Origin of the sequence: Pseudomonas sp. GCM10022186 (assembly GCF_042656385.1) — a bacterium.
Taxonomy (GTDB): Bacteria; Pseudomonadota; Gammaproteobacteria; order Pseudomonadales; family Pseudomonadaceae; genus Metapseudomonas.
The window spans coordinates 1-22,523 of the sequence record NZ_JBHSOU010000070.1; the positions used below are offsets into that span (position 1 = coordinate 1).

Sequence of the window (22,523 nt, forward strand, 5' to 3'; positions counted from 1 at the left end):
TGCATCATGGCCTTGACGTAGGCCTGCACGTCTTCCTTGAGCACACGACCGTGCGGGCCGGTGGCCGGAACGGCGGTCAGGTCGACGCCGAACTCACGGGCCAGCTGGCGGACCGCCGGACCGGCATGGACCTTGGCGCCGCTGGAGCGCTCCGGCACGCCGGGGCTGCCGGCGGCAGCGGCGGACAGTGCGGCAATGGCCTTGACCTCGGCGGCGGCGATCGGGTGGGCGCCTTCCGGGATGCGATGCACAGGCTGCTCTGCGGCGGGGGCCGGCGCGGGCGCTGCGGCGGCACCCTCTGCTTCCAGTTCCAGCAGCTCGTCGCCTTCCTTCAGGTGATCGCCGAGCTTGACCTTCAGGCTCTTGATCACGCCGGCCTTGGGGGCCGGGATTTCCATGCTGGCCTTGTCGGATTCCAGGGTCAGCAGGCTCTGGTCGGCCTCGATACGGTCGCCAACCTTGACGAACAGCTCGATCACTTCACCTTCGCCGCTGCCGATGTCGGGTACGCGAATCAGTTCACTCATCGCTAGGCTCCTTAGCAGTCCAGCGGGTTGCGTTTTTCAGGATCGATGCCGAACTTGGCGATGGCTTCGGCCACCACCTTGGGTTCGATCTCGCCGCGGTCCGCCAGCGCTTCCAGGGCCGCCAGGACTACCCAGTTACGGTCCACCTCGAAGAAGTGACGCAGTTTCTTGCGGGTGTCACTGCGGCCGAAGCCGTCGGTGCCGAGGACCTTGTATTCCTTGCTCGGCACCCACTGGCGGATCTGGTCGGCGAACAGCTTGATGTAGTCGGTGGACGCCACGACCGGGCCCTTGCGGTCGGCCAGGCACTGCTCGACGTAGGTCTGCTTGGGTTTCTGCTCCGGGTGCAGGCGGTTGTGACGCTCGACGGCCAGGCCTTCGCGGCGCAGTTCGTTGAAGCTGGTGACGCTCCAGACGTCGGCACCGACGTTGAACTGCTCGCGGAGGATCTTCGCCGCCTCGCGGACCTCGCGCAGGATGGTGCCCGAGCCCAGCAGCTGCACGTGGTGCGCGGCGTCCTTCTTGTCCTCTTCGAGCAGGTACATGCCCTTGATGATGCCTTCCTCGGCACCGATCGGCAGCGCGGGTTGCTGGTAGGCCTCGTTCATCACGGTGATGTAGTAGAAGACGTGTTGCTGTTCTTCGATCATCTGGCGAATGCCTTCGCGGATGATCACTGCCAGCTCGTAGCCGTAGGCGGGGTCGTAACTGCGGCAGTTGGGGATCACTGAGGCCAGGATATGGCTGTGGCCATCCTCGTGCTGCAGGCCTTCGCCGTTGAGGGTGGTCCGGCCGGAAGTGCCGCCGACCAGGAAACCGCGGGCGCGGCTGTCACCCGCCGCCCAGGCCAGATCGCCCACGCGTTGCAGGCCGAACATCGAGTAGAAGATGTAGAACGGCAGCATCGGCTGGTTGTGGTTGCTGTAGGAGGTGCCGGCGGCGATGAAGGAGGACATGGCGCCCGCTTCGTTGATGCCTTCTTCGAGGATCTGGCCCTTCTTGTCCTCGCGGTAGAACATCACCTGGTCCTTGTCGACGGGCTCGTAGAGCTGGCCGACCGAGGAGTAGATGCCGAGCTGGCGGAACATGCCTTCCATGCCGAAGGTACGGGCTTCGTCCGGGATGATCGGGACGATGCGCTGGCCCAGTTCCTTGTCCTTGACCAGCTGCGCGAGGATGCGCACGAAAGCCATGGTGGTGGAGATTTCACGGTCGCCCGAGCCGTCGAGGATGGCTTTCAGGGTGTCCAGCGGCGGGGTCGGGATGCTGAAGCTGTTGGCGCGGCGCTTCGGCATGAAACCGCCCAACGCGGCGCGGCGTGCCTGCATGTACTTGAATTCGGGGCTGTCCTCGGCGAAGCGCACGAAGGGCAGTTGTTCCAGGTCGGCGTCGTTGACCGGGATGTCGAAACGGTCGCGGAACAGCTTCAGGCTTTCGATATCGACCTTCTTGACGTTGTGGGCGATGTTCTTCGCTTCGCCGGCGCCAGTGCCATAACCCTTCACCGTCTTGGCCAGGATGACCGTGGGCTGGCCCTTGTGGTTGACCGCCTGGTGGTAGGCCGCATAGAGCTTGTAGGGGTCGTGGCCGCCACGGTTGAGCCTCCAGATCTCATCGTCGGACAGGTCCTTGACCATCTCCTTGAGTTCCGGGGTGTTGAAGAAGTTCTCGCGGACGTACGCGCCGTCCTTGGCCTTGTAGTTCTGGTACTCGCCGTCGACCACTTCGTCCATGCGGCGCTGCAGGCTACCGTTCACGTCCTTGGCGAACAGCGGGTCCCAGAAGCGGCCCCAGACCACCTTGTTGACGTTCCACTGGGCTCCACGGAACACGCCTTCCAGTTCCTGGATGATCTTGCCGTTGCCGCGAACCGGGCCGTCGAGGCGCTGCAGGTTGCAGTTGATGACGAAGATCAGGTTGTCCAGTTTCTCGCGGCCGGCCAGGGAAATGGCGCCCAGCGCCTCGGGCTCATCACACTCCCCATCACCGAGGAAGCACCAGACCCGCTGCTTGCCGGCGGGAATGAAGCCGCGGCTTTCCAGGTACTTCATGAAGCGTGCCTGGTAGATCGCCTGGATCGGGCCGAGGCCCATGGACACGGTGGGGAACTGCCAGAAGTCCGGCATCAGCCAGGGGTGCGGGTAGGAGGACAGGCCCTTGCCGTCCACCTCCTGGCGGAAGTCATTCAACTGCGCTTCGCTGATGCGGCCTTCGAGGAAGGCACGGGCGTAGATGCCGGGGGCGATCGGCCCCTGGATGAAGATCAGGTCGCCGCCATGCTCGTCGGTGGGGGCCTGGAAGAAGTGGTTGAAGCCAACGTCGTAGAGGGTGGCCGAGGAGGCGAAGGTCGAGATGTGCCCGCCAAGGTCCGGATCCAGCCGGTTGGCACGCATGACCATGGCCACCGCGTTCCAGCGGATCAGCGAGCGGATGCGGCGTTCCATGAACAGGTCACCGGGCATGCGGGCTTCGTGGGTCACCGGAATGCTGTTGCGATACGGCGTGGTGATGGCGTAGGGCAGTTGGGTACCGCCGCGGGTGGCCAGCTCGCCCATGCGGGTGAGCAGGTAGTGCGCGCGGTCTTCGCCTTCGTACTCGAGAACGGACTCCAGGGAATCCAGCCATTCCTGGGTTTCGACGGGATCGAGGTCTTGCATGACGGGCTCCACAGGTTGGGCCCCACCGGCGTGGGGCTGGTGTCATCGTCTGTGCCCACCGTCTGGTCGAGCACTGTAATGGCCGACGACATCCTGAGGCGCACTCCTCGGGACAATGTCAGTCGCGCCGTGGAAACGGGTATCAATCCAATGGGGCGTCCTACCGATTGTCGCGCCTGGTTGGAGAGTTACCGCGCTTGAAGGACCACGTTTTTACCACCGATGGGAGAGGATTCGGTGTTCACGAAATAGAACTCTGAGGGCGAATCAATGGGGCTACCGAGGTTGTCGTTGCGGAGCTAGCGTTACTGCCACTGGCTTCAGGAGCTCCGCAATGAAGAAGATTCTCGGCGTCTACACCAGTCCTCGGCCCCATTGGGTGGGTGACGGCTTCCCGGTTCGCACGCTGTTTTCCTACGATAGTCTGGGCAAGCATGTGAGTCCCTTCCTGCTGCTCGACTTTGCGGGGCCGCATGATTTCCCACCGACCTCCCAGCGCCGAGGTGTAGGTCAACATCCGCATCGTGGCTTCGAGACGGTGACCATCGTTTATCGGGGAGAGCTTGCGCACCGCGACTCCACCGGTGCCGGCGGATTGATCGGCCCCGGTGACGTGCAGTGGATGACAGCGGCCTCGGGCATCCTCCATGAGGAGTTCCATTCCGAGGCCTTTGCCCGCAGCGGCGGCACCCTGGAAATGGTGCAGCTCTGGGTAAACCTGCCGGCCCGCGACAAGATGTCGGCTCCGCGCTATCAGACCATCCTTGACCAGTCTATTCCTGCCATTCCTCTTGCCGGCGGCGCCGGGTCACTGCGGCTGATCGCCGGGGAATTCGAGGGGCGCCGAGGGCCGGCGCAGACCTTCACGCCGATCGATGTCTGGGACCTGCGGCTCAAGCGCGAAAAGCCGGTGTCATTGCCAATGGTCGAGGGGCGCACCTCTGCCTTGGTGGTACTGCGCGGCACAGTGCAGGTGAATGGTTCTCAAGTGGTCCGCGAGGCGCAGACAGTACTTTTCGATCGGACCGGCGACGAGGTTCTGCTGGAGGCCAACGATGAGGCGCTGGTGCTACTGCTCTCAGGCGAACCCATCGATGAGCCCATCGTTGGCTACGGGCCCTTCGTCATGAACAGCGAAGCAGAGATACGCCAGGCGATCGAGGATTTCCAGGCCGGCCGCTTCGGCCAGATGAACGACTGACGGTCAGATTTCGGACCGGGTCATTGCCTAGTCTGATTAATCCCCACAGTGGACTTGTGGGCCTGCGGCTCGACCGCCATGGCCGGGATGGCCGGTTCCCGAACAAGAGGAGAGGACTATGAGCAATTTTGCACAGGTCGCCAACTTCAACGGCAGGGTCCCAGGATTGACCGCGATGACGTAGCGATGCTTCAGAGCGATCAACATGAACGCCCGGCACGGGCCAAGGACAAGAAAGTGCTGGATTCCCGGCACAACTGATCCCCAGACCTGCCCCATAAGGACGGGTCCTTAACCAAAGCAAGGAGACTCACCATGTCTTTCCAATACAAGCGTCTGGACAAGAACAACGCCGCTGTACTGCTGGTTGACCACCAGACCGGTCTGCTCTCGTTGGTGCGGGATATCGAGCCGGACAAGTTCAAGAACAACGTGCTGGCCCTCTCCGATCTGGCCAAGTACTTCAAGCTGCCGACCATCCTCACCACCAGTTTCGAGAACGGCCCCAACGGCCCGCTGGTGCCGGAGCTGAAGGAACAGTTCCCCGATGCGCCCTACATCGCCCGTCCCGGCAACATCAACGCCTGGGACAACGAAGACTTCGTCAAGGCGGTGAAGGCCACCGGCAAGAAGCAGCTGATCATCGCCGGCGTGGTCACCGAGGTGTGCGTGGCCTTCCCGGCACTGTCGGCGCTGGAAGAGGGCTTCGACGTGTTCGTGGTCACCGACGCTTCCGGCACCTTCAACGAAGTCACCCGTGACGCCGCCTGGCGCCGCATGGAAGCCGCCGGCGCCCAGCTGATGACCTGGTTCGGCGTGGCCTGCGAACTGCACCGCGACTGGCGCAACGACATCGAAGGCCTGGGCACGCTGTTCTCCAATCACATCCCGGACTACCGTAACCTGATGACCAGCTTCTTCACGCTGAATTCGGGTAAGTGACCTTCAATCCTGGTAGCCATGCCTCAGTGCATGGTTACCGGGCTGGCCACTTCAATATTCGCGGGAGGTGCAGGGTTGCACCTCCCGTGATGAGAGGATCAGGCGTTTCACAATCAGCCAGATTATCGAGTGAGGAGAGCGGCCATGACCGATGCGCCCTTGATCAAGGTATTGGGCATTTCCGGCAGTTTGCGGCGCGGCTCCTTCAATACCGCGGCGCTGCATGAGGCCACGCGCCTGGCGCCAGCGGGCATGGTCATCGAGCTCGCCGATATCAGCGAGATTCCGCTCTACAACGAAGACATTTACGCGCATGGTTTTCCGCCCGCCGTCGAGCGCTTGCGCGAACAGATCCGCGCTGCCGATGCGCTGCTGATCGCCACGCCGGAATACAACTATTCAGTGCCAGGGGTGCTGAAGAACGTCATCGACTGGGTTTCGCGTCCGCCGGAGCAACCCTTCGCCGGCAAGCCTGTCGCCCTGATGGGGGCCAGTGCCGGCCGCTTCGGCACGGCGAGGGCCCAGTACCACTTGCGGCAAAGCATGGTCTTCCTGGACATGCGGCCGCTGAACCGGCCCGAGCTGATGATCGCCACCGCCCAGAAGCTGTTCGATGAGCAGGGGAACCTGACCGACGAGGCGACCCGCGAGTACCTTCGCGGCCTGCTCGTCGCGCTCCAGGACTGGGCCCTGAGTCACAGGAGCTGAGTGGCCCCGGATGATGGAGACCAAGCGATGAGTACCCACGAAACCCGCTGTGAGCTGTCCTCTTCCTGCGACTGTCCGGTGAAGGATGGCACTCGCGCCATCCAGCGGATCACCTCCCGTAGTGCCGAGATCGGCGGTGGCATTTCGGTCAGCCGGCTGCTGCCCTCGCGGCATCGGCGCATGGTCGGCGCCTGGTGTTTCCTCGACCATGCCGGCCCGGCGGTCTTCAAATCCGGCGATGGCCTGCGGGTCGGGCCGCATCCGCATATCGGCCTGCAGACCTTCACCTGGATGATCGAAGGCGAAGTGTTGCATCGCGACAGCCTGGGCAATGCCCAGGTGATCCGTCCCGGCCAGGTGAACCTGATGACCGCCGGTCACGGCATCGCCCATACCGAGGAGTCCTTGCTGGGCGAGGGCCGTCTTCACGCCGTGCAGTTGTGGATCGCCTTGCCGGCCGTGGAGCGTGATCGTGCCCCGGCATTCGAGCACCATGCCGAACTGCCTCGTTGGCAGGCCGACGGTTTCAGCTTCACGCTGCTCGCCGGGAATTCTGGCCGGCGCGGAGCTCCCGTCAGGACCTTCTCGCCACTGCTGGGCATCGACCTGGCCACCCTTGATGCCGCGAACACCCGGCTGGATCTCGATCCGACCTTCGAATACTGCGTCCTGCCGCTGATCGGCGAGTGGCGGATCAATGGCGAGTCCTTTGCCGAAAATGAACTGGCTTATCTCGGCCGCGGCCTGGAGTCGCTCGAACTGGGCGCCCCGGCCGGCGCGAGGGGCATCCTGCTTGGCGGCGTGCCATTCACCGAGGAGATCTTCCTGTGGTGGAACTTCGTCGGTCACAGCAAGGCCGAGATTGCTGACGCACAGCGTGACTGGGAGGAGGGGAGCGCCAGGTTCGGTGAGGTGATCGGGTTCGATGGACCTCGCCTGGTTGCGCCCGCTCTGCCCTGGCGAGCGTCGTAGCGGCCGGTTTGTTCCAGGGCACTCAATGAACCCGCTGATCACCTACTTCAAGATTGCCCTGCGTCCGGGGCGTGAGGTCCTGCTGTTTGCGTTGCGTACCGTGGCGGCCGGCTTGCTCTGCCTGTACCTGGCTTTCATCTTCGATCTGGATCAACCGAAGTGGGCCTTGATGACGGTGGTCATCATCAGCCTGCCGTTGGCCGGCATGACGCTGAAGCGCAGTTTCGCCCAAGTGCTGGGGACCGGATTGGGCGCCGCCGTGGCAGTGTTGATCATGGCGGTGTTCCCGCAGGCGCCGGGGCCGTTCCTGATCTGCCTGGCGTTGTGGCTGGCGTTCTGCACGGCGGGCGGTACGCTGCTGCGTTACACGGATTCCCATGCCTTCGTGCTGAGCGGATTCACCGCCGTGATCGTCGCCATGCTGGCTATTCCGGAGCCGGATGGCACGCTGCTGCTGGCCATCACGCGGCTGACGGAGACCCTCCTGGCAGTGGCCTGTGTCGGTTTCGTCAGCCTGCTGACGGCGCGTCCCCAGGCGGTGGCCAAAGGTTACTTCGCCAAGGTCGACGGCCTGGTCAAACTCATCGCCGTTCACGCTGCTGCGGTGATTCGAACCGAAGAGGATGAGGCCGCATTTCGCCAGCGCCAGGCACAACTGGTCAGCGAGATCAGCGCACTGGAGAGCCTGCGCCGCCACCTCTACTTCGATGCGCCGCACCTGCGGAGCGCCGATGGCCTGGTGCAGCTGTTCGCCAATCAATTGGTCCTGCTGACCTCACGCCTGCTGGTCCTGCGGCAGCAGCGCGAGCTGATCCGGCAGCACTGGCAAGGGCCGTTGCCAGCCGACATCCAGCTGCTGCGCCAGCGCGAACTGGCCAGCCTGGACGAGCTGGCGCGTGATGGCATGGCCTTGCCACCGGCCAGCCGTGACGCTCTTCGGAATATTCATCAGGGCTTCGACGAGGCTGCTGACCGGGCCGAGTTCCTGATCGAACCGCTGCCTACCCACCTGCGCTCCCTGGCCTGGGCGTTGCGCTGGGAGCAAGCCCGCCTGCTGCAGCAACTGGATGAACTGATAGAGCTCAACGAGGCCATCCAGCAGGGGAGAGCGGCCAGTTGCCCCTATGGCCGGGGTGGCCTGAATGCGCTCCACCTGGACTTCCGCCTGGCCGGTATGAATGCCGTGCGTGCCTTCCTGGCGCTTTCCCTCGCGGGCTACCTCTGGATCGAGACGGCCTGGGACGGGGCGCGGGCCGGTCTGATCCTGGTGGCGGTCATGTGTTCGCTGATGGCCACTTTCCCGCGCCCGTTGCTGGCCAGCCAGAATTACAACAGAGGGCTGGTGGTGGCCATCGGCCTGTCGGCGATCTACCAGTTCGCCTTGCTGCCGGTCTTTGGCGATTTCGAGATGCTCGCGCTGTGCCTGGCGCCCTTGCTCTATCTGGTGGCGGTGGGGCTGGCCAGCCCCGTGACCGCCGGCATCGGCATGGGCATCGGCCTGATCACGCTGCTGATGGTCGGTCCGCAGAATGTCGGGATCTACCACAACACTGCGATGCAGTGGTTCGAGTTCGCCGGGGCGTACCTGGCAGGCGGGCTCCTCTCGATGGTGGTGTTTGCGCTGGTGTTTCCCTTCAATCCAGAGCAACGGATCGCCTGGCTGTTCCGCACCTCCCGCGAGGATGTCCGCCGGCAGGTCACCGGGACGGCCAGCCCAGCCGGGCAATTCGATTTCGAGAGCCGCATGCTGGATCGACTCGCGATGATGATCGGCCTGCTGCCGGCAACCACTGGTTCACGCTCCAGGGAGGTCTTCGAATGCAACCTGATGTGCGTCGGCCTGGCCGTGGCGCTGGCGCAAGCGAACGAACAGTGCGCGAGCAGCAAGGCGCTGCCAACGGAAGTCCGGGCGGCGTTGCAGCAGGGACTGCGGGATATGGCCGATTACATAGGGGGATGCCGGGTCGTCGACCTGAACGGACTGCTGCAGGAAATGCAGCGGATTGGCCGGTCGATGGACGAGCTTCATGAGGCGCACCTGAACCATGGCCGTGAAGAGCTGCGCAGGCTGTTCATCATGCGCGTGGCGCTGTCGATCGCGGTGGCGTTGTTGCAGCGCTACCACCATCTGATGGATTTGCCGGGTCCGTTGCCGCGAGAGGAGGGCGCCTATGCCCGCTGATTTCGAACTGGGCGGCGTCTACCTGCCGCCGATTGCCCAGGTGCTGCTGCTGAGCCTGCCGCTGTTCCTGCTGCTCGATGCGCTGTTGCGGCGCCTGGGCGTCCTGGCGTTCGCCTGGCATCCGGCGTTATTCCAGGGGGCCTTGTATGCAGCGATCTGTGCGGTTCTGGTGATTTTGATGGGAGTTAGTGTCTGAAATGCCTGCGATGAAACCCTTGCTGTCCAGGTCGCTGACCCTCGCCGCAGTGCTCGCTGCATTCGGCCTTGGCTGGTTCGCCTGGGAGCATTACACCCGTGCCCCCTGGACCCGTGATGCCCGGGTGCGGGCCGATGTGGTGACGCTCTCCGCCGAGGTGAGCGGGCGCATCGTCGAGCTGCCATTGCAGGACAACCAGTTCGTCAGGAAGGGCGACCTGCTCCTGCAGATAGATCCAGCCCGCTACGAGCTGGCCGTGCTGCATGCGCAACGGGCGGTGGAAGTGGCGCGCGCCGCACTGGGGCAATCGCAGGCATCCATAGTCGCCAACCAGGCGCTGCTGAGGCAGCGCCGCAGCGAGGAGCAGCGCCGCCAGAAGCTGAGGCTGAGCTCGGCGATATCCAACGAAGAGTGGGAAAAGGCCAGCACCGACGTCGCCGTCGCTGAGGCCGAACTGCTCAAGGAGCAGTCCAACCTGGGCCTGGCACAGGCCAACGTCCAGCTTGCCGAGGCTTCGTTGCAGCAGGCGCGCCTGGATCTGGAGCGCACCCGATTGCTGGCGCCGGTAAGCGGTTATGTCACCAACCTGCTGACACGCAAGGGCGATTTCGCCCAGCCGGGATCACCACTGTTGGCCCTGGTGGACAGCGACTCCTTCCATGTCAGTGGTTATTTCGAGGAAACCAAGCTGCCGCGCATCCGCGTCGGTAGCCGCGCCCGGATCGCGCTGATGAGCGGAGAGGAGCTGGAGGGCACGGTGGAAAGCATCGCCTTCGCCATCACCGATCGCGAGAACCTTCCGGGCAGCCGCCTATTGGCGAACGTCAATCCGAGTTACACATGGATAAAGCTCGCCCAGCGTATCCCGGTTCGCCTGCGCCTGGACCCGCGCCCTGAAGGGGCATCGCCGCTGCGGGCCGGGACCACTGCCACCGTCACCATTCTCGAGTAGGTCCGGGATGATGCATGCAGCAATGCGATCGGGCATGTCGCCATGTTCGATCTGAACGATCTGTACTTGTACGCCAAGGTTGTCGAACACGGCGGGTTCGCCCCCGCTGGCCGCAAGCTGGGCCTGCCCAAGTCCCGTCTGAGTCGGCGTGTTTCGCTGTTGGAAGAGCGCCTGGGCGTGCGCCTGATCCAACGCTCGACTCGACATTTTTCCGTCACCGAAGTCGGCCTGGAGTATTACCACCATTGCGTGGCGATGCTGGCGCAGGCCCGTGCGGCCGAGGACGTGATAGAACGGACCCGGGCCGAGCCACGCGGCGTGGTGCGAATCGCTTGTTCGACACCCTTGCTGGACTCCCGACTGGCGCCCATGCTGGCGCGATTCATGGCTCAGTGCCCGGTGGTGGAGTTGCTGGTCAAGAGCTTAAATCGGCGCGTCGATGTCATCAGCGAAGGCTTCGATCTGGTCCTGAGCGTCCGCCACCAGCCGTTGGAAAGCAGTGAGCTTGTCATGAGGACATTGGCGCAGAGTCGTCAGTGCCTGGTGGCGGCACCGTCCGTTCTTGCGGGGCACACGGGTTCCCTCGGGCCAGCGGACCTGTTCGAGCTGCCAAGCCTGTGCTGGGGGTCGAACGTGCAGGACTACACATGGGAGCTGGAGGGGCCGGACGGGGCGGTGGCGTCCATTCATTTTCGCCCGCGAATGGTTTCCGACGATGTCGCCGTGTTACGGGAGGGCGCGCTGGCAGGTGTTGGGGCGGTACTGCTTCCCGAGGCGTTCGTGAAGGATGACCTGGCGAGCGGGCGTCTGGTCAATGTGCTTGAAGGCTGGGTCCCCAGGATGGGGGAGGTGGTCGCCATTTTCCCCTCCCGTCGCGGCCTGATGCCCGCGGTGCGCAAGCTGATCGATTTCCTTACCGAGGCGTTCGAACAGGAGTCTTTGGCATTTTCATGAGCGTGCTGGCAGTGGCGCAGGCCCTGACTCGTGCTTTGGGCTGGTCCAAGGGCGGGCTGAGAAAAGCTGCGACTGGCCAGTGCCATAAAGGTGGTTTGAGTGAGATCATTTTCCAGTCGCCCATGCGTACCGCACGACGTCCCAGAAGCTCCCAGCCAATGACGCGTTCAGCCTGCTGCTGACCCGCGAGAGCGGGGAGCATGGAGCGGCCCTGCATTGGCAATGACCCGGGAAGTCTCGTCTGTTCATGGCGGCCTCCGGCCGGTGCGTTTCAGGTGGGCAGGCATCCACTATGGGCCCCGATACGGAAGAGCGCAGAAAACAGGCAAAGGGCCAGAAACACAAAACCCCGCGCGAGCAGGGGCGGGGTTTTGTGTACTTCGGATGGAGCTGGTCCTTCAGCTGAAATTCACTGTGCTCCCGGGCTTGTGAAAAGCTCGTGAAATCCCAGCGGCCTTCCCGGGTTCGACCCCTGGCGGAGTTCAGCTCCTGGTGTTCAGCTTCTCGCATTCGCCCACCGCCATGGCCTCTTCTTCATGCTTACCGCCCACAAAGTCGCCTGTCGCCCGGTCGATTATCCGGTACCAGTAAGCATCAAGCGTTGTTCCTCCTATGACTTCAACCTTTCTGATCCCTTTGGCCTGTGCTCGTGGGACCCTTTTCACCGAGAAGCGTGCACTCATGGTGGAACTCCTTGTGTAGGTAAGAAGTGGAACGTTTTTGATAGTCGGACATTGCCGGTCTCGCAACCCTGAAGTCGCTACGGATCTTTTCAGGCGGATAGGGGCGGCCGCCGTTTCGGTGGTGGGGGACAGCGCGCGATTCGGCATGCCGACGGTGTCGAGGCCGTCCGTGCTTATGAGTCAGGCGTTGGTGCCTGGAGAGCTTGACGGTAGAGCTGTACCCCGACTGTTGGCGCTGTTGTGGGGGGTGAGGCGCACCCGTCGTTGAATCGTGCGGTTGTCGCGCTCTGTGACCTGGATTTCCGGCGGCTCGGTGCGGTGGAGGGAGATGGTGAGGTTTGAAAAGGAATCCAGGCAGGCTCTCGAATTGGGCGTTCCCGAGCACGGTTGGGCAGGTGTGGTTCAAGTAGTCAGCGGATCAGGAAAATAAATGAGGAGGAGTCGCAAACCCCATGGCTCGTCTGGGTTGCGACTCCCTGCTGATACGTCCCTCAAGCTCCCGGGACCCTCTCTACTGGTACGCCAGTGTGTTCAGTCGGAACTCGCTGACCTAGTGCTGTACCTCAACCACGTCGACGTCCGGTGCGTCAGGGGCGTCCTCCGCAGCCTCTCTGGCAGCATCTGCGGCCTCTTCGGCGGCTTCTCTGGCAGCATCTGCGGCGTCATCGTCAGCCTCTCTGGCGGCGTCCGCGGCATCTTTCGCAGCGTCCCTGGCAGCATCTGCAGCGGCTTTGGCAGCGTCCCTGGCCGCGTCCGCCTCAGCTCTGGCAGCATCTCTCGCTGCATCGGCGTTCGGGTCGCCAGCCGCTTTGGCGGCGTCTCTGGCTGCGTCCGCCGTAGCTCTTGCCGCATCCCTGGCTGCATCTGCAGCATCTCTGGCCGCGTCCCTGGCAGCGTCTGCATCAGCTCTTGCCGCGTCTCTGGCGGCATCTGCAGCATCCCTGGCTGCGTCTCTGTCTGCATCCGCATCATCGTCATGGGCATTTCCAGGCCCTCGGTTGCCAGCGACTCCATGATCGGCATCTCCGCGCCCCGGGCCTCCATGACCATCGCCACCGTGGTCGCCGCCATCGCCAGCATGTCCGCCACCGCCGTGTCCACCTCCATCTCCGCCATGGCCGCCATCACCGTGTCCACCTCCATCGCCGCCATGGCCGCCATCACCGTGTCCACCTCCATCGCCGCCATGGCCGCCACCGCCGTGTCCGCCTCCATCGCCGCCGTGGCCACCGCCGCTGCCTCCACCGTGGCCACCACCGTGACCACTGCCGCCACCACCGTGACCGCCACCACCGCCTCCGCCGTCACCGCCATCTTTGGCATGCACGCTGGAGAAACTGCTGACGTAATCGGGCATCAGGACTGTCGATGCCGACAGGACTCCACCAATGGCCAGAGCCAACAAACATTTCTTGAGCAGCATGATGCACCTCCGCTTGGAGTTGCGTAGTCATCTCCTTATCGAACGCAATGACCAGTAAATTCCCAGCTGCCCATTTGAACGACCAGCGACCCGGCGCGGCCATCCATATGAAGCAAAGAATGAGCAACTGCCGTTTTCCGCACCCTCTCTTTGGGTCAGTAAAAGTGGTTTTGTGGGAAATTTTCCCACAAAACTAACTTAGTCCTCTCAGCCCGAGTGTCAACGACCGAACATCAGGACTTGGCCTGTATGCGGCCGACTTGAGTGCCAGGCTGGGCACAGCATCGGCATCGACAGGCGCTGGCGTCCGGTGGGAACTTCAGAGCGGTAGCCAGGGTCGGAAACCACCGCCATACGTGTGCCAGGCCCACCTGTGTGACGCCGGACTACAGCTGATGGCTGATAACAGAAAAATACTCATTGCCCGCGCGCCGTGACCTCGGTCCCGAATCAGGTGAGAACGCCCTCGATGCAACCCAAGAGTCTTATTTCGATCCTGATGCTGGCCACCTGGACGGTCGCTTCGCTATCTGCGCTTTCCGCTGATCGCGGGGTGGTCCAGCCGAACAACAGCGCGTCGACTGCGCTGCTGGAGGCAGCATCGCTGCAATTGGAGTTTGGCGAGGTGGAGCAGGCCGGCGATACGCTGGAGCGGGCCTTGCGGATCGAGCCGAACAACCCCGCTACCTTGCATTATCTGGGGCAAGTGCGGTTCCAGGAGGGGCAGTACGTGCAGGCCGTAGCCCTGGCCACAAGATCCAATGCGCGCGCTCGCAATGATGCCGAGTTGCGCAATCGCAATCTCCAACTGATCCAGGCAGCCCGGCAAGCCATGGGGCCAGGCGTGTCGACCGGTGCGGAGGCAGAGGTGGAGGTGGATGAGCTGGCTGAGATCCGGGTGGGCCTGGATCAGGAGGTAGATGGGCAGCGTGCGGCCGGAATAGCCGCTATCGAACCCGGAGGCGTGCAGCCCTATGCCGCAATGGTGTCGGCAGGTCAAGCAGGTGATTGGCAGGCTGCGGGTGAAGGCGGCCTACAGGCGACTTCCCTTGAGGCGCCGCCAGTCTATGGAGAGGTACGCATTCCCCGTGGCCACATGCCGCCGCGCGGCAAGTGCCGAATCTGGTTTCCTGATCGCCCGGCAGGACAGCAGCCAGCGCCTGGCAAGTGCAGGAAACTGCAGGGCCGAGTTCCGCAAGGTGCCTACCTGGTACGTGGCTGAGTCCTGAAACCCATGGCTTGAGGTTGACCAACTGGCGCCCCGTGAGACCCCGCCTAGATTTGACTGTGGAGCGAAGAGATCCGGCTCATGTCAGGGGGCGAAATGAACGAGGCCCGGCGGCGCTTGCTGTGCAATGGGATGTTTCTCTTTTTGCTCGGCCTGGTTACCGGCCTGGCCGAAGCGCAGTTCACCAATCCGCGGATGGGGCTGGCGGCGCATCTCGAAGGCATCATGAACGGCATGCTTCTCCTGGCCATCGGGGCTGCCTGGACGGAGGTGTGTCTTGGCTCGTCCGCACGCTCGCTTGCGTACTGGACGCTTCTATACGGCGCATACGCCAACTGGCTGTTCACGACGCTGGCCGCGGTCATGGGGACGGCTGCACTGTCTCCAGTCACCGGGGCGGGGTACGAAGCGGAGCCGTGGCAGGAGAGCCTGGTGACACTGGGCTTTGCCAGTGTCGGCATTTCGATGATCGTCGCCGCGCTGCTTCTGCTGTGGGGATTTCGACCGCGGGCCGGCTGAAGACTCCGCCGGCAGCACCGATACACCCAGGCGCGAAGGCGCGCCAGGGGCTGGTCGTCTCCAGCTGTCCTGCGCTTCTCGACGACACTATTCGACTCAGCGCCATCTGCGACGGATGGGCGAACGGAAGGCCCGGCTGAGTGTCTGCTGCAGATAGCTGCCGATCAGAGGAACAACGGAGATGCTACTTGCTCGGCTGGTTCTGATTCTTCAGGTCGTGGTGTTCGCCGGTTTTGGCCTGGCGTACTGGTTTCGCCCCTACGAAATGGCCAATCTCAATGGCATGTTGCTGATGGAGGCCGCTTCGGTCAGCAATGTCCGCGTCTACTACGGTGGCTTGCAGGTGGGGCTGGCGCTTTTCCTGCTTTGGTCGCTGCGAGGGCGCGAGCTGATGCGTGCGGCCTTGGTGATGCTGCTCCTGATGCAAACAATGCTGGTCCTGGCGCGTATCGGTTCACTGTGGCTGGACGACGGCACTTTGCAGAACTTCGATATCAGTTCGCTGATCTACAAGCTCGTCAGTGCCCTACTGGCTGCCGTTGCCCTGGGGCGGTTGGCGCAGCACCACGTACCGGCCGAAACGGAACCGATTGCCGATCTCGACGACGACCTGGAGTCGCTCCCTCGAGACAGCGTACGCCGGTCTGTCATGGAACGGGCCGACGAGGCGGTTACGCCGCCGCCCTCATCGGTTGATCCCGATCGGCGGGACTAGCAGCATCAGGCTCCCAGATCCCTGCCACCGAACCGGCACCTTGGTCCTCAGGTTTGCCAAGTCGCATCCGATATCGTCAAACAATCGTCATCCGGCAGGTTTTTCCCTGTCGCCCCCTTACCAGGAACTTTCGGCTGCTTACTCCCCGTTGCGGCCTGCTTTGTCGCCCCGGTCGGCCCTTCCGATGGAAGCGTCAATTTGGTGGCTATGTGGCATTTACATTTTGAAACAACTCCTCTTTAGTCATGTTATTGACGTTCTGCGGCGCTGAACCAAACGAGCGAATGCTCAATTAGCCCATATTCTCACCGGTGCGGTTCCCATTCGAGATGCCTCAAGGCGTCCTCCCGGTGTCGAGGGCTGGCAACTGGAGAGAGTCATGAAACGCCCTGACTGCGAGCACGCGACAGATCGGCCTGAGGACTCGGCCGACGGCGAGGGGAGAAGGACATTTCTGAAACTGACGGCAGCGACGATGGCGGCGCCGCTGCTTATGACCGGTACAAAGGCCCGGGCCGAAACCGCGCCGCCCGTGTTTCCTCCCAGCCCGGCCACTGTGCCCTGGGCCCATGAGTTGCCCAAGCAGGTGAATCCGGTGGCGGCGGTGCCGTCCCTGAGCCCTGCGCCCACCGGAACTGCCAACATCGCTGCGGGTGAGTGTGGGCGCAATACCCATCAACGCTGGGCGGAGTTCTCTCCGGGAGCGCTGTTCTACGAGATCAGCGCAACGGAGCGAAACGACTGGGTATACAGCCCCTCCTATCCGCCGCAGCGGATATGGGGCTACCAGGCCAACACCAATCCAGACCTGACCATGCCCAGCGCCACGTTCTTCGCGCGCTATGGCCGCCCGCTGATCTGCCGTATCCACAACAAGTTGCCACAGAACCATGTGGGGTTCGGGACTCCAGAAATTTCCACTCACTTGCACAACCTGCATTGCGGCTCGGAGAGCGATGGCTTCCCGGGTGATTACTACAGCCCCAACAAGCATGGCCCGACGCTTTCGGCCAACGGGAGGTTCAAGGACCATCTCTATTCCAACGTGAAGGCCGGATTCGAAGCGCGGCAGGACCTCGCTGGCGACCCTACCGAAGCGCTGGGTACGCTCTTCTACCACGACCATACCCTGGACTTTACCGCGCCCAATCTCTATCTCGGGCTGGCAGGATTCTATTGCCTGTTCGACGAACTGGACTCAGGCAATGAAGCCGATCCGAACCCCAATGCGCTTCGGCTGCCGAGCCATCCCTACGATTACCCGTTGAACTTCAATGATCGGCGCTTCGACGCCAGCGGCAAGTTGTTCTATGACCAGGTCAATCCGGAAGGGGTGCTGGGCGACAAGGTGCTGGTGAACGGGCGGATCGAACCGGTGCTGCGCGTGGCTGCGCGCAAGTACCGCTTCCGCCTGCTGAACACCGGACCGAGTCGCTTCTACAACTTCGCCCTGGTGTCGCCGAATGGCGTGATGCAGAAGTTCACCTATATCGCCAATGACGGCAACCTGCTTCCGGCGCCGCTGCTGAACCAGACCAGCGTGAGCCTCGGCGTGGCCGAGCGCGCCGATATAGTGGTCGACTTCTCCAGGTACTTGGTAGGAACCCAACTGTACCTGGTCAACCGGGTCCGCCAGGAGCTGACCCGCGGACCCAAGGACATCAGGGACCCCGGTGTTCGGGTGTTGAAGATCATCGTCGACCGTTTCCCGTCGGCACAGGACCTGAGCCGCGTGCCGACCAGCTTGCGGCCATTGCCGGTGATCACCCAGGCGGAAATCAATTCGGCGCCGGTGCGGCGCTGGATCTTCGAGCGCGACAAGGGGATGTGGGCGATCAATGGCAAGTTCGTCGATGTGAACGAACCACGGGCACAGATTCCCAAGGGCGGCTACGAGATCTGGGAACTGTCCAACGTCGATGACGGTTGGACCCACCCCATCCACATCCACTTCGAGGAAGGCAGGATCATCCAGAAGATCGTCAAGGGCGTCAGTGTTCCCATTCCTGCCCATGAACAAGGGCGCAAGGATGTCTATGTGGTCGAGCCGTTCACCACGTTGCGGGTGTTCCTGCGTTTCCGCGACTACAAGGGCAAGTACCCCATGCACTGTCACAACCTGATCCACGAAGACCACGCCATGATGTTGCGCTGGGACATCGTGTGAGGCCGACTGCGCAGCATCTCCGAGGTGGGAGGAATGATCATGAATACGCGAAGAACAATGCTGGCTGGAATCGGTGGCGCGGCCGCGTTGCTGGCCGGCTGGGCGGCCACTCGTAGCGGTGGCTTGCTGGAGGCCTCGCCTGAACCGGGGGGCGGAGCGATCCCGCTTCCGAATGTCACGCTTTACACCCATGAGGGCCGCAAGGTGAAGTTCTATGACGACCTCATCCGCGGCAAGGTGGTCACCTTCAATATGATGTACACCCAGTGCACCGGGAAATGCCCGACCATGACGGCCAATCTGCATCAGCTTCAACAGCTGTTGGGCGATAGGGTAGGGCGGAGTGTCTTCATGTACTCCATAACCCTGCAGCCATTGCTGGATTCTCCGGAGGTGCTCGAGGCGTATGTACAGAAGCACCACATCGGCCCCGGCTGGCAGTTCCTCACCGGAGAGCCCGAGGCTATCGAGGCGATCCGGTACAGCCTGGGCTTCTATGACATCAATCCCGAAGTCGATCGCGACCTGACCAGTCACACCGGTCTGGTGCGCATGGGGAACGACAGGTACCAGCGGTGGACCATGGCGCCGGCACTGACCGGTACGCAGCACATCCTTTCAACTCTGAACCACGTTGACCGCGAGTGGGGCGTTGCGTCCTGAAAGGTGCGAGGGTGTCTCTGGCTTTACAGGGGCACCCTCGGGCCTGCACATTCATACTTGTCAGCCAGCACATCAGCCGAACAGAGCAAGTGGTTGTAAACTATGCGCTTTGGTTTTTCGCTCGCGCGTGATTTTCATCCCGCTACTATAATTGGGGATTGAAAATTGACGCTTTTCATTTGACGCTCCCCGCATCTGGCTCTAGGTCATTCTGCGGTCATTTGCTAATGTGAGCCTCATTCGAACAAGCTTGCTGCCGCCGCAGCGCGCGATGCACTGAGAGGTGTCGCTTGATTAGGGTGCTGGTGGTCGATGACCACGATCTGGTAAGAACGGGGATTACCCGCATGCTGGCCGACGTTGACGGCCTGCAAGTGGTTGGGCAGGCCGATAGTGGTGAAGAGGCGCTGAAAAAAGCGCGGGAACTCAAGCCCGATGTGGTCCTGATGGACGTCAAGATGCCGGGCATCGGCGGCCTGGAGGCGACTCGCAAGCTGCTGCGCAGCCATGATGACATCAAGGTCGTGGCGGTGACCGCCTGCGAGGAAGATCCGTTCCCGACTCGATTGCTTCAGGCTGGTGCTGCCGGTTACCTGACCAAGGGCGCTGCCCTGGAGGAAATGATCCAGGCCATTCGCCAGGTCTTTGCCGGCCAGCGATTCATCAGCCCGCAGATTGCCCAGCAGCTGGCTCTCAAGTCCTTCCAGCCGCAGGCCAGTGGTTCGCCGTTCGACCTGCTCTCCGAGCGTGAGATCCAGATCGCCCTGATGATCGCGAACTGTCAGAAGGTTCAGAGCATTTCCGACAAGCTCTGCCTGTCGCCGAAGACGGTGAACACCTACCGTTATAGAATCTTCGACAAGCTTTCTATTTCCAGCGACGTGGAACTGGCGCTGCTGGCCGTAAGACACGGCATGGTGGACGCCGTCAGTTAAGATGTCCGACACCTTCGATGCGAGTGCTTTTCTTGCTGCCTGCAGCGGTCGTCCGGGCGTGTACCGGATGCTCGGTGCGGACGGCAAGCTGCTTTATGTGGGCAAGGCGAAGAACCTGAAGAAGCGCCTGGCCAGTTACTTCCGCAAGACCGGCCTGGCGCCGAAGACCGCAGCCCTGGTGGCGAGGATTGCCCAGGTCGAGACCACCATCACCGCCAACGAGACCGAAGCCCTGCTGCTCGAGCAGACGCTGATCAAGGAATGGCGGCCGCCTTACAACATCCTGCTGCGGGACGACAAGTCCTACCCATATGTGCACCTCAGCGATGGCGATTTTCCGCGTCTGAGCATTCATCGCGGCGCCAAGAAGCAGAAGGGGCGTTATTTCGGACCCTATCCCAGCGCTGGCGCCATACGGGAAAGCCTGAACCTGCTGCAGAAGGCCTTCCTGGTTCGCCAGTGCGAGGACAGCTACTACAAGAACCGCACGCGGCCCTGTCTGCAGTATCAGATCAAGCGCTGCAAGGCACCCTGCGTGGGGCTCGTGGAGCCCGGCGAATACGCCGAGGACGTGCGTCACTCGGTGATGTTCCTCGAGGGGCGCAGCAATGCGCTGACGCAGGAGCTTTCCACCGGCATGGAAGAGGCCGCGCAGCGTCTGGATTTCGAGCGGGCCGCGGAATTGCGTGACCAGATCGCTATCCTGCGCCGGGTCCAGGACCAGCAGAGCATGGAGGGTGGTACCGGCGATATCGACGTGGTCGCCGCCATTGCCACGCCGGGCGGCGCCTGTGTTCATCTGATCAGTGTCCGTGGCGGACGCGTGCTGGGCAGCAAGAACTTTTTCCCGCAAGTGGCCATCGAGGAAGAAGCGGGTGAAGTGCTGGTGGCTTTCATTGGCCAGTACTACCTGGGCAACCATGAGCGCGATTTGCCTGGCGAGCTGATCGTCAACACGATCCACGAAGATTTTCCCACACTGATTTCGGCCTTGGCGGAGTTTCGCGGGCGGGAGCTGGACATAAGCCACCGGGTGCGGGGTACCCGCGCGCGCTGGCAGCAGCTCGCCGTTACCAATGCCGAGCAGGCCCTGGCAGCGCGCCTGGCCAACCGCCAACACACGGCGGCGCGCTTCGAGGCGCTGGCCGAGGCCCTCGGCCTGGACGAGGCGCCACAGCGGCTGGAGTGCTACGACATCAGCCACTCCAGCGGAGAGGCCACGGTCGCTTCATGCGTGGTGTTCGGCCCGGAAGGGCCGTTGAAGTCGGACTACCGCCGTTACAACATCGAGGGCATCACCGCAGGCGACGACTATGCGGCCATGCACCAGGCGTTGTCCCGTCGCTTCAGCAAGCTGAAGGAGGGGGAGGGCAAGCTGCCCGACGTACTCCTGGTGGACGGTGGCAAGGGGCAGTTGGCCATGGCCCAGGAAGTGCTGCAGGAGCTGGCTGTGCCCGAGCTGATCCTGCTCGGCGTGGCCAAGGGCGTCACCCGCAAGCCGGGTTTCGAGACCCTCTACCTGAACGACGCGTCCCATGAGTTCACCTTGCCGGCGGACTCCCCCGCGTTGCACCTGATCCAGCAGATCCGCGACGAGGCGCACCGCTTCGCCATTACCGGACACCGGGCGCGGCGTGGCAAGGCACGGCGGACCTCGAGCCTGGAAGATGTTGCCGGTGTGGGGCCCAAGCGTCGTCGCGAGTTGCTCAAGCATTTCGGCGGGCTGCAGGAACTCAATCGCGCGAGCATCGAGGAGATCGCCAAGGCCCCCGGCATCAGCAAAAAGCTCGCTGAGTCGATTTATGCCGCCCTGCACAGCGAGTAGAATGCGGCCTTCCTTTGGAACCAGCCGTAACGATGAATATTCCTAATCTGCTCACCGTTCTGCGCGTACTGCTCATCCCTGTCTTCATCCTGCTGTTCTATCTGCCGTTCTCCTGGAGTTATCTGGCAGCCAGTGCGGTCTTTGCCATTGCGGCGATCACCGACTGGTTCGATGGCTACCTTGCCCGGCGCTGGCAGCAGAGCACGCCTTTCGGCGCCTTCCTCGACCCGGTGGCGGACAAGCTGATGGTCGCCGTGGCGCTGGTGCTGCTGGTGGAAGAGCACCACAACCTGTGGCTCACGTTGCCCGCGGCCACCATCATCGGCCGTGAGATCGTGGTCTCGGCGTTGCGCGAATGGATGGCGGAGCTGGGCGCTCGAGCCCATGTGGCGGTGTCCAACCTCGGCAAGTGGAAGACTGCGGCGCAGATGGTTGCGCTGGTGATTCTGTTGGCCAACCCACCCTTGTTCACCTTCTGGGTGGCCATTGGCTATTTCCTGCTGATCCTGGCGGCGGCCCTGACGCTCTGGTCGATGCTGCATTACCTGCTGGCAGCCTGGCCGCACCTCAGCGCTGACCCGAAGGAAAAATAAAAGTTTTTTTGAATCAAGGGGTTGACGGCTGTTCATGTTCCTATAGAATGGCGCCCGTCACCAAGACAAAGCGGGAATAGCTCAGTTGGTAGAGCACGACCTTGCCAAGGTCGGGGTCGCGAGTTCGAGTCTCGTTTCCCGCTCCAGTTTCACGCGATGACGCCGCCTCAAGCGGCGTCATCGTTTAGGCCGGATGGCAGAGTGGTCATGCAGCGGATTGCAAATCCGTGTACGCCGGTTCGATTCCGACTTCGGCCTCCATCTAAAAAGCCCCGTAGATCAAAAGCCTACGGGGCTTTTTTCATGCGCTCTGGAAAGTGCGATTTCCGCAACTTTTCGGATCGTGTCCCCAACCCGTGGTCACCTGGTCGGTTCGACGATCTCGCCTGTTGCGAAACTGGAACTGCCTGGTCCGTTGAGCCAGGTCGAGGTCGCCAGCCTCGGTCGCTTTCCTGGCGGCGGTGGCGTGCGTCTTATCCCA

The 22,523-nt window shown here is 62.6% G+C and carries 21 protein-coding genes and 2 tRNA genes; 19 read left to right on the plus strand and 4 right to left on the minus strand.

Translation table 11 applies throughout. The features are described 5' to 3' along the window. Both ACFPU0_RS25395 and aceE read right to left on the minus strand, forming a co-directional pair. Positions 1 to 527, minus strand: a 527-nt coding sequence (locus tag ACFPU0_RS25395; protein WP_377696066.1) for a biotin/lipoyl-containing protein, incomplete at its 3' end; no start/stop codon positions are given. 11 nt (positions 528 to 538) lie between these two features. Then, positions 539 to 3,184 (minus strand): pyruvate dehydrogenase (acetyl-transferring), homodimeric type, encoded by a 2,646-nt coding sequence (gene aceE, locus ACFPU0_RS25400; RefSeq protein ID WP_377696067.1) that lies wholly within the window; start codon positions 3,182 to 3,184, stop codon positions 539 to 541. Positions 3,185 to 3,518: 334 nt separating this feature from the next. On the opposite strand from aceE, the gene ACFPU0_RS25405 reads away from it, so the two are divergent. The 8 genes from ACFPU0_RS25405 to ACFPU0_RS25440 all read left to right on the plus strand — a co-directional run bounded on the left by ACFPU0_RS25405 (position 3,519) and on the right by ACFPU0_RS25440 (position 11,291). After that, positions 3,519 to 4,385: a pirin family protein gene (locus tag ACFPU0_RS25405; protein ID WP_377696068.1), complete on the plus strand. Its 867-nt coding sequence runs from the start codon at positions 3,519 to 3,521 to the stop codon at positions 4,383 to 4,385. Between the two features lie 315 nt (positions 4,386 to 4,700). Then, positions 4,701 to 5,327 (plus strand): isochorismate family cysteine hydrolase YcaC, encoded by a 627-nt coding sequence (ycaC, locus tag ACFPU0_RS25410; RefSeq protein ID WP_377696069.1) that lies wholly within the window; start codon positions 4,701 to 4,703, stop codon positions 5,325 to 5,327. A 144-nt stretch (positions 5,328 to 5,471) separates the two neighbouring features. Beyond that, positions 5,472 to 6,035 (plus strand): NADPH-dependent FMN reductase, encoded by a 564-nt coding sequence (locus ACFPU0_RS25415; RefSeq protein WP_377696070.1) that lies wholly within the window; start codon positions 5,472 to 5,474, stop codon positions 6,033 to 6,035. A gap of 27 nt (positions 6,036 to 6,062) precedes the next feature. After that, positions 6,063 to 7,007, plus strand: a complete 945-nt coding sequence (locus tag ACFPU0_RS25420; RefSeq protein ID WP_377696071.1) for a pirin family protein — start codon at positions 6,063 to 6,065, stop codon at positions 7,005 to 7,007. Positions 7,008 to 7,032: 25 nt separating this feature from the next. Beyond that, positions 7,033 to 9,189: an FUSC family protein gene (locus ACFPU0_RS25425; RefSeq protein ID WP_377696072.1), complete on the plus strand. Its 2,157-nt coding sequence runs from the start codon at positions 7,033 to 7,035 to the stop codon at positions 9,187 to 9,189. Continuing rightward, on the plus strand, positions 9,179 to 9,385 hold the full coding sequence (locus tag ACFPU0_RS25430) for a DUF1656 domain-containing protein (RefSeq protein ID WP_377696073.1): 207 nt from the start codon (positions 9,179 to 9,181) through the stop codon (positions 9,383 to 9,385). The genes ACFPU0_RS25425 and ACFPU0_RS25430 overlap by 11 nt, the downstream gene beginning before the upstream one ends. Before the next feature lie 10 nt (positions 9,386 to 9,395). Next, on the plus strand, positions 9,396 to 10,337 hold the full coding sequence (locus ACFPU0_RS25435; RefSeq protein ID WP_377696074.1) for an HlyD family efflux transporter periplasmic adaptor subunit: 942 nt from the start codon (positions 9,396 to 9,398) through the stop codon (positions 10,335 to 10,337). 42 nt (positions 10,338 to 10,379) lie between these two features. Next, on the plus strand, positions 10,380 to 11,291 hold the full coding sequence (locus ACFPU0_RS25440; RefSeq protein ID WP_377696075.1) for a LysR substrate-binding domain-containing protein: 912 nt from the start codon (positions 10,380 to 10,382) through the stop codon (positions 11,289 to 11,291). Between the two features lie 482 nt (positions 11,292 to 11,773). On the opposite strand, the gene ACFPU0_RS25445 is transcribed toward ACFPU0_RS25440, so the two are convergent. Continuing rightward, positions 11,774 to 11,974: a hypothetical protein gene (locus ACFPU0_RS25445; RefSeq protein ID WP_377696076.1), complete on the minus strand. Its 201-nt coding sequence runs from the start codon at positions 11,972 to 11,974 to the stop codon at positions 11,774 to 11,776. 531 nt (positions 11,975 to 12,505) lie between these two features. Further along, a complete protein-coding gene (locus ACFPU0_RS25450) occupies positions 12,506 to 12,988 on the minus strand; it encodes a hypothetical protein (RefSeq protein WP_377696077.1) in 483 nt (160 codons plus the stop codon). Here ACFPU0_RS25450 and ACFPU0_RS25455 point away from each other — a divergent pair. The 11 genes from ACFPU0_RS25455 to ACFPU0_RS25505 all read left to right on the plus strand — a co-directional run bounded on the left by ACFPU0_RS25455 (position 12,987) and on the right by ACFPU0_RS25505 (position 22,303). Then, complete coding sequence (locus ACFPU0_RS25455; RefSeq protein WP_377696078.1) at positions 12,987 to 13,424, plus strand: hypothetical protein; 438 nt, start codon at positions 12,987 to 12,989, stop codon at positions 13,422 to 13,424. The two genes, ACFPU0_RS25450 and ACFPU0_RS25455, sit on opposite strands and share 2 nt — an antisense overlap. A 442-nt stretch (positions 13,425 to 13,866) precedes the next feature. Continuing rightward, on the plus strand, positions 13,867 to 14,619 hold the full coding sequence (locus ACFPU0_RS25460; RefSeq protein ID WP_377696079.1) for a tetratricopeptide repeat protein: 753 nt from the start codon (positions 13,867 to 13,869) through the stop codon (positions 14,617 to 14,619). A 102-nt stretch (positions 14,620 to 14,721) separates the two neighbouring features. Continuing rightward, positions 14,722 to 15,144 (plus strand): hydrogenase, encoded by a 423-nt coding sequence (locus ACFPU0_RS25465; protein WP_377696080.1) that lies wholly within the window; start codon positions 14,722 to 14,724, stop codon positions 15,142 to 15,144. Positions 15,145 to 15,325: 181 nt separating this feature from the next. Next, complete coding sequence (locus tag ACFPU0_RS25470) at positions 15,326 to 15,859, plus strand: DUF4345 domain-containing protein (protein WP_377696081.1); 534 nt, start codon at positions 15,326 to 15,328, stop codon at positions 15,857 to 15,859. Between the two features lie 493 nt (positions 15,860 to 16,352). Then, the gene (locus ACFPU0_RS25475) at positions 16,353 to 18,026 is read left to right on the plus strand and encodes a multicopper oxidase family protein (RefSeq protein ID WP_377696082.1); all 1,674 of its coding nucleotides are present in this window, start codon (positions 16,353 to 16,355) and stop codon (positions 18,024 to 18,026) included. 39 nt (positions 18,027 to 18,065) lie between these two features. Next, on the plus strand, positions 18,066 to 18,689 hold the full coding sequence (locus tag ACFPU0_RS25480) for an SCO family protein (RefSeq protein WP_377696247.1): 624 nt from the start codon (positions 18,066 to 18,068) through the stop codon (positions 18,687 to 18,689). Positions 18,690 to 18,979: 290 nt separating this feature from the next. Next, on the plus strand, positions 18,980 to 19,624 hold the full coding sequence (gene uvrY / locus ACFPU0_RS25485; protein ID WP_377696083.1) for a UvrY/SirA/GacA family response regulator transcription factor: 645 nt from the start codon (positions 18,980 to 18,982) through the stop codon (positions 19,622 to 19,624). Between the two features lies 1 nt (position 19,625). Continuing rightward, on the plus strand, positions 19,626 to 21,449 hold the full coding sequence (gene uvrC, locus ACFPU0_RS25490; RefSeq protein WP_377696084.1) for an excinuclease ABC subunit UvrC: 1,824 nt from the start codon (positions 19,626 to 19,628) through the stop codon (positions 21,447 to 21,449). A 32-nt stretch (positions 21,450 to 21,481) separates the two neighbouring features. Beyond that, the gene (gene pgsA, locus ACFPU0_RS25495) at positions 21,482 to 22,042 is read left to right on the plus strand and encodes a CDP-diacylglycerol--glycerol-3-phosphate 3-phosphatidyltransferase (RefSeq protein WP_377696085.1); all 561 of its coding nucleotides are present in this window, start codon (positions 21,482 to 21,484) and stop codon (positions 22,040 to 22,042) included. 70 nt (positions 22,043 to 22,112) lie between these two features. Then, positions 22,113 to 22,188, plus strand: a tRNA-Gly gene (locus ACFPU0_RS25500). Between the two features lie 41 nt (positions 22,189 to 22,229). Beyond that, positions 22,230 to 22,303, plus strand: a tRNA-Cys gene (locus ACFPU0_RS25505). Positions 22,304 to 22,523 lie beyond the last annotated feature (220 nt).